The 11,665-nt window shown below is 71.8% G+C and carries 11 protein-coding genes; 9 read left to right on the forward strand and 2 right to left on the reverse strand.

The window, feature by feature from the left end; translation table 11 throughout:
- The 3 genes from ACWGJ2_RS33415 to ACWGJ2_RS33425 form a co-directional block, all read left to right on the forward strand.
- A partial coding sequence (locus ACWGJ2_RS33415) for a cytochrome P450 (protein ID WP_453350076.1) occupies positions 1-704 on the forward strand: 704 nt, incomplete at its 5' end.
- Positions 705-711: 7 nt separating this feature from the next.
- The gene (locus tag ACWGJ2_RS33420) at positions 712-954 is read left to right on the forward strand and encodes a hypothetical protein (RefSeq protein WP_453350077.1); all 243 of its coding nucleotides are present in this window, start codon (positions 712-714) and stop codon (positions 952-954) included.
- A 50-nt stretch (positions 955-1,004) separates the two neighbouring features.
- Complete coding sequence (locus ACWGJ2_RS33425) at positions 1,005-1,148, forward strand: hypothetical protein (protein WP_453350078.1); 144 nt, start codon at positions 1,005-1,007, stop codon at positions 1,146-1,148.
- 48 nt (positions 1,149-1,196) lie between these two features.
- Here the strand turns inward: ACWGJ2_RS33425 and rbsK are convergent, their stop codons facing one another.
- Complete coding sequence (gene rbsK, locus ACWGJ2_RS33430) at positions 1,197-2,096, reverse strand: ribokinase (protein WP_453350079.1); 900 nt, start codon at positions 2,094-2,096, stop codon at positions 1,197-1,199.
- Positions 2,093-3,085 (reverse strand): LacI family DNA-binding transcriptional regulator, encoded by a 993-nt coding sequence (locus ACWGJ2_RS33435; protein WP_453350080.1) that lies wholly within the window; start codon positions 3,083-3,085, stop codon positions 2,093-2,095. Before ACWGJ2_RS33435 ends, rbsK begins: the two co-directional genes overlap by 4 nt.
- Positions 3,086-3,331: 246 nt before the next feature.
- On the opposite strand from ACWGJ2_RS33435, the gene uriH reads away from it, so the two are divergent.
- From uriH to dxs, 6 genes are all read left to right on the forward strand, one after another.
- Positions 3,332-4,279, forward strand: coding sequence for a uridine-preferring nucleoside hydrolase UriH (gene uriH / locus ACWGJ2_RS33440; RefSeq protein WP_453350081.1), 948 nt, complete (start codon positions 3,332-3,334; stop codon positions 4,277-4,279).
- 50 nt (positions 4,280-4,329) lie between these two features.
- Positions 4,330-5,742, forward strand: coding sequence for a uridine transporter UriT (gene uriT / locus ACWGJ2_RS33445; protein WP_453350115.1), 1,413 nt, complete (start codon positions 4,330-4,332; stop codon positions 5,740-5,742).
- A gap of 172 nt (positions 5,743-5,914) precedes the next feature.
- Positions 5,915-6,928 carry a BtrH N-terminal domain-containing protein gene (locus ACWGJ2_RS33450; RefSeq protein ID WP_453350082.1) on the forward strand — a complete coding sequence of 338 codons (1,014 nt, stop codon included), beginning with the start codon at positions 5,915-5,917 and terminating at the stop codon, positions 6,926-6,928.
- A 617-nt stretch (positions 6,929-7,545) separates the two neighbouring features.
- The gene (locus ACWGJ2_RS33455) at positions 7,546-8,580 is read left to right on the forward strand and encodes a polyprenyl synthetase family protein (protein ID WP_453350083.1); all 1,035 of its coding nucleotides are present in this window, start codon (positions 7,546-7,548) and stop codon (positions 8,578-8,580) included.
- Between the two features lie 93 nt (positions 8,581-8,673).
- A complete protein-coding gene (ispH, locus tag ACWGJ2_RS33460) occupies positions 8,674-9,693 on the forward strand; it encodes a 4-hydroxy-3-methylbut-2-enyl diphosphate reductase (protein WP_453350084.1) in 1,020 nt (339 codons plus the stop codon).
- Positions 9,690-11,630: a 1-deoxy-D-xylulose-5-phosphate synthase gene (gene dxs, locus ACWGJ2_RS33465; RefSeq protein ID WP_453350085.1), complete on the forward strand. Its 1,941-nt coding sequence runs from the start codon at positions 9,690-9,692 to the stop codon at positions 11,628-11,630. Before ispH ends, dxs begins: the two co-directional genes overlap by 4 nt.
- Positions 11,631-11,665 lie beyond the last annotated feature (35 nt).

The following is an 11,665-nucleotide window of genomic DNA, read 5'->3' on the forward strand; positions in this document are numbered from 1 at the left end:
GACCGGACCCGTTCCACCAGACCCGCAGCCGACATCACCCGCACGAGGTTACTCACCGTGGACCGCGCCACCCGCAAGCGGGCCGCCACCGCGCCACCAGCCCCTGGCTCCTGCCCGCTCTGCTGCGCACCTCCGGCCTGCCCAGGCGGACCTTGCGCGACGAGGCGGTCTATCTGGTCGTCGCGGGCTACGAGACCACCGCCGTCACCCTGGCCTGGGTCCTCGTCGTGCTCGGCAGTATCCCGAACATCTACGCTGGGCGCGCCGCCGGAGCCCCGGGGTCAGCCGCCCGGCTCGCCGCGCTGCGTACCCTGGTCAGCGAGACGGCGCGGCTCTACCCGGTGACGTGGCTGCTGCGTCGCCACGGCATCGCCGACGACGTCCTCGGCGGCTACCGCATCACGATCAGCCCCTACCTGACGCACCGTAACCCATCGCTGTGGGTGGAACCTGAGCGCTTCGCACCCACGCGGCTCGCCGGTACCGGCCACAGGCCCGCCGTCCTCGGTGCCTACTATCCGTTCAGCACGGGGTCCCGGGCCTGCCTGGGCGCGCAGTTCGCCCAACGGGAGATGCCCCTTCTCCTGGACCGGCTGCTCGCCACGGCCACACCTCACTTACGGAGCAGCCCCATGCCGGTATTCGGCCTGATCATCCATCCCGACCGCCCTGTCCTCGCCGGCCTCACGCCGGTTCCCCCCTGAGCCCGCCGTGGGCGAACTGGTCGCGCACGTCGACGAGTACGACCGCGTGCTGGGTGTGCTCGAGCGCGGCGACGCAATGCGCGACGGCATGCTGTACCGGATCGCGACGACAAGAGGCACCGTACACGCCGACACCGCACGGTCCTCCCGTCATCACGGACACGCCTGCGCACAGCGCCTGTTCGCCCCCTCCGGAACGGCGGACCGTGGGCCACACGGGCCCGGCGTTGCGCCATGCCGCGCATACTGAAAAGCCCTACACTCGCGCGAAACGCCCGACTCGCCAAGAACAGGATAAATATGTTCACCACACGCATCGCTTTCGCCGTCGTCGCCCTGGCAGCCGTCGCTGCCCTGAGCGGCGTCGGAGTGGCCGCCGCCGCTCCCGTTTCGGGGCACACCGTCCCGGTGGACTCCCCGGGGTTCCTGAGCGGAAACGCCTGACCCCTGCCGGACCCCTGGCCGGGCGCCGTCTCTTCCGTGTTTCCGCTTCTACCGCGCGGCGGCCAGGAAGCGCTCCACTTCCTCGCGCGTGGCCAGGGAGGGCTGAGCCCCGGGACGTGTGGTGCTCAGGGCCGCCGCGGCCGAGGCCCAGCGCGCGGCGTCCTCCAGGGCGCGGCCCTCGGCGAGGGCGACAGCCAGGGCGCCGCAGAAAGCGTCACCGGCCGCGGTGGTGTCGACGGGCCGCACCGTGTGGGCGGGGATGTGCAGGTGGGTGCCGCCTTCGACGAGGAGGGCGCCGTCACCGCCGAGGGTGACCAGCACCGCCTCCGTGTTCTTGAGGCGGCGGGCCGCCGCGGCCACCTCCTCCAGGTCCGTGGGGACGGGAACGCCCGCGAGGGCGGCGAGTTCGGTGCGGTTGGGCAGCAGCACGTCCACGTGCGCGGGCAGACCCGTACCGGCGGAGGCGGGCGCGGGATTGTGCAGGACCAGTCCGCCGGACAGACGGGCCGCGGCCTGGTTGGCCTCCTCGGGCACCTCCTGCTGGAGCACCGTCACCGCGGCGCGGGCGAGGACATCCCGGGCGGCCTCGGCATCGGCGGCGGTCAGACGGGCGTTGGCACCGGGGCTGACGATGATGGTGTTCTCCCCTGAGGGGTTGACCGCGATCAGCGCGCGGCCGGTGGGCACACCTTCGGTGCGGGCGATGTGAGTGGTGTCCACACCCTGTCCGCCGACGGCGGCGAGCATCTTGGACGCTGCCTGATCGTCGCCGACGCGGCCGACGAAGGAGACCTCGCCACCGGCGCGCGCCGCCGCGACGGCCTGGTTGGCGCCCTTACCGCCAGAGTGTTCGGTCAGGTCACCGCCCAGTACGGTCTCACCGGGCACCGGATGGTGCCCCACGGCCGTGACGAGATCGAGGTTGAGGCTCCCGACGATTGCGATCACTGGTCTTCCTCCCAGAGGTGGTTGAGTGCGCTGGAGGCACGTACCACCAGCTCGGGGGTGAGCCGCACCGTGCGCGGCGGGACGACAGCGGTGTCGGTGAGCCGTTGGTGCAGCAGGCGGGCGGCCTCCGCCGCCAGATCGGCCACCGGCTGCCGCACGGTGGTCAGGGCAGGGTCAGCGAGAGTGGCCAGGGGAACATCGTCAAAACCGGTGACGGCCACCTGCCCGGGAAGATCGATGCCCATCTGCCGCAACCGCTGCACGGCCCCGACCGCGATCATGTCGTTGGCGCAGACGAAGGCGTCCGGACGCCGCGGCCACAGCTTGTCCACCGCCGCCCTGCCCCACGCGGCAGAGAAGTCCCCCAGCGCGGTGCGCTCGTGTCCGTGCCGGGCCACGTAGGCGTCGAAGCGTTCCACGGCGGCCGAGGCGGTGCCCTGGGCGCCGATGAACGCGGGGCGGCGGCGGCGGTCGGCGAGGTGGTCGAGGACCAGGGCCATGCCGGCGGCGTTGTCGACGCCGACCGCGTCAGCCGCACCGGGGCCGCACCCACGGTCCAGGAGCACCAGCGGCACCTGGCGAGCCGCGGCGGTGACAGCCGGGCGGCTGTGCCGCTCATCGACGGGGATGACCACCAGGGCATCCACCTGGCGCTCCAGCAGAGTGGCGAGGCGTGCCGACTCCGTGCGGGGGTCGTCGTCGCAGTCGGCCAGCAGTACCGCCTGCCCGCGTGCGTGGAGGGCGTGCTCGACCTCGCGGACGAGGGAGGGGAAGAAGGGATTGGTGATCTGCGGCAGCACCAGCCCGACCGTGCCGGTGCTGCGGCTGCGCAGTGCGCGGGCGACCTGGTTGGGCCGGTAGCCCAGTTCCTCGGCGGCCGCGCGGACGCGCCGGGCGGTCTCCGCGCCCACTGGGCGGGTGCCCGCGAGTACGCGGGAGACCGTGGCCACCGAGCAGCCCGAGGCCGCGGCCACCTCTCGCAGCGTCACGTCCGCCACCTCAACCGACCCCCATCGCCCGGTCCGCCGCCGGGACTTCCCCGGCCGATGCGGGCAAACGTTATCACCGGCTCCTTGCCTGACAGAGTGCGGTGTTCCGTGGATCACTTCCACGTTTCGTTGACAGCCTTCCGTGGTGGAACAGAAGATTCCGGAGAACGTTTTCCCGTTCGCCCCGGAGCACTCTCCCCCTTGCGGGCCGCCCCGGGCACGGGACAGAGCAAAGGGGCTCCTCCGTTGGCCAAGAAGATCATCCTGGACTGTGACCCGGGCCATGACGACGCGATCGCCATGTTGCTCGCGCACGGCAGCCCGGACATCGAGCTGGTGGCCGTGACCACCGTCGTGGGCAACCAGACCCTGGAAAAGGTCACCCGCAACGCACTCTCCGTGGCCCACATCGCCGGGATCACCGATGTGCCGTTCGCCGCGGGCAGCCCGCGCCCGCTGGTGCGCACGATCGAGAACGCGCCGGACATCCACGGCGAGAGCGGACTCGACGGCCCCGTACTCCCCGAAGCGCTCCTGGAGCTGGACGAGCGGCACGCGGTGGACCTCATCATCGACACCGTCATGGCTCACGAGCCCGGCGAGATCAGCCTCGTGCCCACTGCCGGGCTGACCAACATCGCACTGGCCGTGCGCAAGGAGCCGCGGATCGCGGAGCGGGTGCGCGAGGTGGTGCTCATGGGCGGCGGCTTCCACACCGGGAACTGGAGCGCGGTCGCCGAGTTCAACATCGTGATCGACCCCGAGGCCGCGCACATCGTCTTCAACGAGCCCTGGCCCGTGACCATGGTCGGCCTGGATCTGACCCACCAGGCGCTGGCGACGGAGGAGGTGCGCGCGCGGATAGCGAAGGTGGGCACCGCGCCCGCCCTCTTCGTGGGCGAGCTGCTGGACTTCTTCGGCGCCACCTATCTCAAGGCCCAGGGCTTTGCGGCTCCGCCGGTGCACGACCCGTGCGCGGTCGCCTACGTCATCGATCCGAGCGTGATGACGGTGCGCCGGGCCCCCGTCGACATCGAGCTGCGCGGCACCCTGACCGCGGGCATGACCGTCACCGACTTCCGTGCCCCCGCGCCCGCCGACTGCCACACACAGGTGGCCGTCGAGCTGGACCGGGAACGCTTCTGGAATCTGGTCGTCGACGCCCTTGAGCGGATCGGCGACCCGCGGCAGTGAGCACCCACCTCATCGGCGGGCAGCGGCCCACCGTGCGCACCGGCGCCCTGATGACCGCCCTGCTGGCGGCATGCTTCGCCTTCCAGCTCAACGCCTCGATGCTCAGCCCCGCACTGAAGAGCATCGAGAATGCCCTCGGCGCCGACACCGCAGAAGTGGGGCTGACCCAGACTGCCTTCTTCACCTCGGCCGCGCTCTTCTCGCTCTTCCTGCCCCGCCTCGGGGACGTGATCGGCCGCCGCAAGGTGCTCACCGGCATGCTCGTGGTGATGGCGCTGGGCTGCGTGCTCGCCGCCTTCGCGACGAACGTGCCGATGCTCTTCGCCGGACGCGTCCTGCAAGGTGTCTCCGGGCCCGTCGTGCCACTGTGCCTGATCATGCTGCGGGTGGAGGTGAGCGACCCGAGGCGCTACGGCACCCTCATGGGCGTGGTCACCGCCGTCAACGGCGGCATCGCCGGGGTCGACTCCCTGGCCGGTGGTTATCTGGCCGATACCCACGGCTTCGGTGCCGTCTTCTGGGCGATGGCCGTCGTGGCCGCGCTCGCCGCGGCTCTCGTCGCCACCCTCACCCGGGAGTCGCGGGCGACCGGCGCGGAAGCCGGAACGGGGACGGACCCGGGGACGGAGGCAGGTGCGGGGGCCGCTCGCATGGACTGGCGCGGGGTGGCGCTGCTGTGCGTCTCCGTCGGTTCGATGCTCGTCGCGCTCAACGAGGCGGGCAAGCTCGGCGCCGCGAACTGGACGCTGTGCGCTGTCCTCGTCGTGGTCTCCGCCCTCTCCTTCTGGCTGTTCTGGCGCGCCCAGGACCGCAGCCCCCACCCGCTGGTGGCCACGGCACACCTGCGTCGCCGGGCCACCTGGGCCACCCTGCTGACCACCGCGCTGACCATGACCGGCGTGTTCGCCGTCATGAACGGCCTGCTGCCCGCCTTCGCCCAGGACGCGGAGGCCGGGCTGGGCATGGGTGCGCAGGAGTCGGCCTGGTGGACGCTGACGCCCTACGCGCTGGCCGGGCTCGCCATGGGGCCGCTGGCCGGGCGGCTGTCCGCCTCGCTCGGATACGGGCGCATCCTGCGCGCCGGGCTGATCGGGTCACTCGTCGCCGTCGTGCTGATGATCGCCACGCTCGGCGCGGAGTCCCGCCTCACCCTCCTCGGCCTGTCCGTGCTCACCGGCATCACCTACGCGGGCGGCGCGAACATCGTCCTCAACGGCCTGGGGGTGGTGCACTCCCCCAAGGACAACCCGGGCTTCCTGCCCGGCCTCAACGCCGGAGCGTTCAACCTCGGCTCCGGCCTCAGCTTCGCCCTGGTCTACGCGGTGCAGTCCGCCGCCCAGCCGGGCGACGGCGGGTCGGCATCGGGATACGCGGCGGGCATGGCCGCCGGGGGCGTGGTCCTCGCCGCGGCGCTCGCGGCGTCCTTCCTCATCCCGAAACCGGCGACAGCCGAAGCACGCTGACCCCTCCGCGTCGCCCTGCCTCGCGCCTCACGCCCCGCACCCCGGAGCCGGGCGGGGCGGCGCGGGGCAGGGCAGGGTGACGGCTGGCGGTGGCACGGGCCGTCTGGCACCCTGCGCAGACCGCGCGGACGGGAGACCCCGTCAGCCAAAGGGGAACCAAGGGGAGCACGGCATGGCAGCGGACACCGGCACGCGCGGTATGCGGCACTGCGAGACGACAGCGCTGGGGGTACTGCTGCGGCACCAAGGGCTCGACCTGTCCGAACCCATGCTCTTCGGCCTCGGCTCCGGCCTGTCCTTCCTCTACTGGGACAGCAAGGCCATGGGCTTCCCCTTCCTCGCGGGACGGGTCAGACCCTTTGACCTCACCAGGAACCTGGCCACGGCACTCGACCTGGAACTCCTCGTCCAGGAGACCACCTCGGCCCGCAAGGCGTGGGAGAACGTGGCGGTTCCCCTCGACGCCGGACACCCCGTGGGACTCCAGCTCGACAGCTACTATCTGGACTACTTCGGCTCCAAGGTGCACTTCGGCGGGCACATCGTCGCCATGACCGGCTACGACGACCACGACGCCCACCTGGTCGACACCGACCAGCAAGGCGGAGCGGTCGTCACCACCAGCCGGACCAGCCTCGCCCGGGCCAGAGCCGCACGCGGCCCCATGACGGCCAGACACCGTTCCTTCACCCTCACCGCCCCGGACAACCCGCCCGCCCCGCACCAGCGGATCACCCCCGCCATCACCGCCTGCGCCGACGCCTTCCTCCACCCACCCATCGCCAACCTCGGCCACCGCGGCATCGAGAAAGCCGGACAACGGGTACGCACCTGGCACCAGCGCACCGACACCCCGGAACAGGACCTGCCACAAGCCGCCCTCCTGATGGAGAAGGCAGGAACCGGCGGCGCCCTCTTCCGCAACCTCTACCGCGACTTCCTCGCCGAATGCACCCAGCACCTCGACAGCCCCCACCTGCGCACCGGCCACGGGCTGTACGCGGAGGCGGCCGCTCTGTGGACGGAGACCGCGGCGCTGATCGACCGGGCCGGCACCACGGGCGACGCGCGGCACCTCGCACAGGCGGGCAGCCTCCTCGACGAACTGGCCCGGCTGGAACATGAGGCCATGCAGGCACTCAGCCGCCTGGAAACCCGGAAAACGGGGGAGGCCGCAGAACGCTGAACGCGTGTTCCCACGCCGGTGAACGGGGCCTCACCGGCCCGTACACGCCCCCCACGGTGTAGTACGCAACCCCGGGACACGGAGCAAACCCATGAAAACCCTCGCCGATGTACGTCAGGTCCTCGCCGCCCGGCAGAACCCGCCGACGGTGACGGTGCTCTTCAAAAGAGGAACCTACACACTCCCCCAGTACAGACGGGGAAACTGGCCGGCACAGAACATCACGTTCACACCACAGCCCGGCGCGGATACGGCCGACAGCCGAAGAGAGTCGTCGGCACCACCATCACCTGCCCCGGCTGCATGCACGCGGCGGACTTCGCCGAACACAGCAACAACAACACCGTCAGGGGCGGCACGTTCTCCAGGATCTCCGGCGACGCGATCCGCTCCCGCCCCTGACCGGGCCGCCCCTTCCAGACGGCCTCCCCGCCGGACCGCCTCCCTGACAACCCGGAGCCCGCCACCCCACAACCGGCCCACAGGCGTTGGGCCCGTTCACCACATTCACGACCCCGCCAGACCGTTGCCCCTTCCGACGGCGCCGAGCCACGCGTTTACCTGGAAATCCGACCGCTCGCGGAAGAGATCAGCGGAAGAGATCAGGTGATATGGCGATGCTGGCACCCACCGTGGAGTCCATGGAACGCACCGGCGCCGAACTGCTGGAGCGGGCTCGGCGGCGGATGAGGGCACGCCTGGAGGAACAGGTGAGTTCCCGGCTGTCGGTCACACGACGGGAAGCCGGCTACCACCTGGGCTGGCTGGACGCGGACGGGCGCCCGGCCGAGGGCAGCGCGGGGAAGGCGGTACGCCCCGCGCTGTGCTTCGCCGCCGCCGAAGCGGTCGGCACCGACGCCCAGGACGCCGTGCCCGCGGCGATGGCGGTGCAACTCGTGCACGAGTTCTCGCTGTTGCACGACGACATCATCGACGGGGACCGGACGCGCCGTCACCGTCCCGCTGTGTGGGCGGCGTTCGGCACCTCCGCCGGAGTGCTGTGCGGGGACGCGCTGCTGTCGCTGGCACACGCCATCCTCGCCGCGGCGCCCACCGGGGACGGTGCCTCGCTGGCACTGGCGGAAACGGTGGTGGAACTCGTCGAGGGCGAGGCGCTGGATGTCGCCTTCGAGCGGCGCGACGTGGTGCGGCCGGGCGAATACGTGGCGATGGCCTCGGCCAAGACCGGCGCCCTGATGGACTGCGCGTGCCGCCTGGGAGCACTGGCGGGCGCCGCCGCACCGCAACAGGCGAAGACACTGGGCGGGTTCGGGCGTCATCTGGGCATCGCCTTCCAGATCACCGACGACCTGCTGGGGCTGTACGGCGACGAGGCAGTCACCGGCAAGCCGGTGGGCAGCGACCTGGCAGCACGGAAGAAGACCCTTCCCGTGCTGGCCGCACTGGCCTCCCCCTCCCCCGCAGGCACGGAACTGGCCCGCCTCTACGCCCGCGAGGACACGCTGACGGCGGAGGAGACCGACCGGGCCGTGCGGCTCGTCGAGGAGGCGGGCGGAGCGGCGGCTGCCCGGCGCGAGGCCGAGCGGGAACTGCTCCAGGCGCAGACCGCCCTGGCGGATGCCGCCCCCACCGTCGAGGGACGGCGCCAACTGATGGCGCTGGCCCATCTGCTCACCCACCGCGAGAGCTGACCCCGAACCCCCACGAGATCCCGTGAGACTCCGCGAGATCCCGTCGGAGCCGACCCCCGAGAGCGACGGAGTGCCCCTCCCATGGCCCCTCCCATGCCTGACGCAGCACGCCAACAGACCTCCGTCGGCCCCGAGGCGGCGGCCGACAGCAAGGCTTGGGAGGCGGCCCGTGGCCCGCGGAGGGTGCTGCTGGCCTCTCCACGCTCGTTCTGTGCCGGGGTGGACCGGGCCATCGAGGTCGTCGAGCGGCTGCTGACGCGGCACGCCGACACCGGCCGCCCGGTGTACGTACGCAAGCAGATCGTGCACAACACCCACGTGGTCACCGACCTGGAGCGGCGCGGTGCGGTGTTCGTGCGGGAGCTGGACGAGGTGCCCCAGGGCGCCGTGGTGGTCTTCTCCGCACACGGTGTCTCCCCCCAGGTACGCCGGGAAGCGCGGGAGCGCGGCCTGGAGGTGGTGGACGCCACATGTCCGCTGGTGACCAAGGTGCACTCCGAAGCGAAGCGGTTCGCAGCCCGCGGCGACACCCTGGTGCTGGTCGGGCACGCCGGGCACGAGGAGATCGAGGGCACCTTCGGTGAGGCACCGGAGCAGACCGTGCTGGTGGAGACCCCCGGCCAGGTAGCGGAGCTGGAGGTGCCCGACCCCCGGCGTGTCTCGTATCTGACGCAGACCACCCTGGCCGTGGACGAGACCCGCGAGGTGATCGAGGCGCTGCGGGCGCGGTTCCCAGCGCTCAAGGAGCCGCCGAGCGAGGACATCTGCTACGCGACGACCAACCGGCAGTTGTCGGTGGAGCAGGTCGCCCACGCTGCCGATGTGGTGTTCGTGATCGGCTCGGCCAACTCCTCCAACTCGGTGCGGCTGGTGGAGGTGTGCCGTCGCCTGGGCACCGCGGCGCACCTGATCGAGGACGCGAGCGCGATCGGCCCCGCCTGGCTGACGGAGGCGGACACCGTGGGCCTCACCGCGGGCGCCTCGGCCCCCGACCACCTGGTGGAGGAGGTCATCGCGCTGCTGAGAAGGCTGGGCCCTGTCACGGTCACCGAGGAGGAGACGACCGTCGAGAACGTGCACTTCGCCCCGCCCACCGCAGTGAGGACCTCATGACTGCCACGACAGAATCCCTGACCGCGACACCGTCCGCGCCGGACACCGCGGGACCCCTGTTGAGCACGCTGGAAGCACCCGCCGCGCTCCGCGCGCTGAGCGAGCACCAACTGACCGGCCTGGCGGACGAGATCCGCGCCTTCCTGATCGAGAAGGTGACCGCGGTGGGCGGGCATCTGGGCCCCAACCTGGGGATGGTGGAGCTGACCCTGGCCCTGCACCGGGTCTTCACCTCTCCTCATGACACCCTGCTGTTCGACATCGGCCACCAGGCGTACGTGCACAAACTCCTGACCGGCCGGGCCGCTGATTTCACCACCCTGCGGCAGGCGGGGGGCCTGTCCGGCTACCCGAGCCGCGAGGAATCCCCGCACGACGTGATCGAGAACTCGCACGCCTCCACCGCCCTGTCCTACGCGGACGGCCTGGCCAAGGCCCGGCAACTGCACGGCGAGCAGGACCGCGCCGTCGTCGCCGTCATCGGCGACGGGGCGCTCAGCGGCGGCATGGCCTGGGAAGCGCTCAACAATCTCGGCGGCGCACCCGACCGCCCCGTCATCGTCGTCCTCAACGACAACGAGCGCTCCTACGCCCCCACCATCGGCGCGCTGGCCGACCACCTCCACCAGCAGCGCGCGCAGTCCGACGACAGCATCGACTGGCTCGTGCGCCAGGCACCCGCCGCCCGCGTCGGCGGCTGCGAAGCGGATGCCGACGGGCCGCTGCCGCTCGCCCGCAGCCTCTTCGAGCTGCTCGGCTTCGCCTACATCGGGCCCGTCGACGGTCATCGTCTGCGCCCCGTGGAGGAGGCGCTGAGTCTGGCGCGTGAGCTGGGGCGGCCGGTGGTGGTGCACACCGTCACCAGCAAGGGCAAGGGGTACCAGCCGGCGGAGGACGAGCCGCAGGACCGGATGCACACCTGCGGTGTCATCGATCCGCACACCGCCGAGCCCCTGAAACAGTCCTCCACCCCGTCGTGGACGAGTGTCTTCTCCGACCAGCTCTGCTCCCTCGGGCAGCAGCACGAGAACGTGGTGGCCCTGACGGCGGCGATGCCCGGACCGACCGGGCTGGCACGGTTCGCCGAGCGCTTCCCGCAGCGGTGTTTCGACGTGGGCATCGCGGAGCAGCACGCGGTCACCTCCGCCGCCGGGCTGGCCACCGGGGGGCTGCATCCGGTGGTGGCCGTCTACGCCACCTTCCTGGGCCGTGCCTTCGACCAGGTGCTGATGGATGTGGCCCTGCACCGGCTGCCGGTGACGTTCGTCCTGGACCGCGCGGGCGCCACCGGGCCCGACGGGCCCTCCCACCACGGCATGTGGGACCTGGCGCTGCTGGGGGCCGTCCCGGGCCTGCACGTGGCGGCGCCGCGTGACGCGACGCGGCTGCGCGAACTCCTCGACGCGGCCGTACGGTTCGAGGACGCGCCGACCGCGCTGCGGTTCCCCAAGGGCGGGGTGGGCGAGGACATTCCGGCGCTGGAGCGCATCGGGCCCGTGGACGTGCTGCACCGCTCCGGTATCAGCGATGTGCTCCTGGTGGCCGCGGGCCCGATGGCAGCGCCCGCGCGTGAGGCGGCGCTGCGTCTGGAGGGGCAGGGCATCGGGGTGACGGTGGCGGATCCGCGCTGGGTGCTGCCCGTCTCCACCGAGCTGGTCCGACTCGCCTCGCGGCACCGGCTGGTGGTGACCGTCGAGGACAACATCCGCACCGCGGGACTGGGCACCGCCCTGGCCCGGGCCCTCGACGACGACGGCTGCGGCACTCCGCTGCGGGCGCTGGGACTGCCGGGCCGCTTCCTGCCCCACGCCTCGCGCGAGGATCTGCTCCGCAGGGCCGGGCTGGACGTGAAGGGCATCTCCCAGGCGGTCCTGCGTGCCCGCGCCCACAAACCCCATCAGCAGCCCGACCCGCTCACCCCGGCCGAGGTGAGCTGACCATGACCACCGCAGAAACCACACCCGCACCCACA

It is taken from the genome of Streptomyces sp. NPDC054796, from assembly GCF_053611545.1.

What these genes read in the sequence shown, in the direction of transcription:
- ispH (WP_453350084.1), top strand. Translation starts at nt 8,674, where the DNA reads ATGCCTGACGCAGCACGCCAACAGACCTCCGTCGGCCCCGAGGCGGCG.
- ACWGJ2_RS33425 (WP_453350078.1), top strand. Translation starts at nt 1,005, where the DNA reads ATGTTCACCACACGCATCGCTTTCGCCGTCGTCGCCCTGGCAGCCGTC.
- ACWGJ2_RS33455 (WP_453350083.1), top strand. Translation starts at nt 7,546, where the DNA reads ATGCTGGCACCCACCGTGGAGTCCATGGAACGCACCGGCGCCGAACTG.
- ACWGJ2_RS33450 (WP_453350082.1), top strand. Translation starts at nt 5,915, where the DNA reads ATGGCAGCGGACACCGGCACGCGCGGTATGCGGCACTGCGAGACGACA.
- uriT (WP_453350115.1), top strand. Translation starts at nt 4,330, where the DNA reads ATGACCGCCCTGCTGGCGGCATGCTTCGCCTTCCAGCTCAACGCCTCG.
- dxs (WP_453350085.1), top strand. Translation starts at nt 9,690, where the DNA reads ATGACTGCCACGACAGAATCCCTGACCGCGACACCGTCCGCGCCGGAC.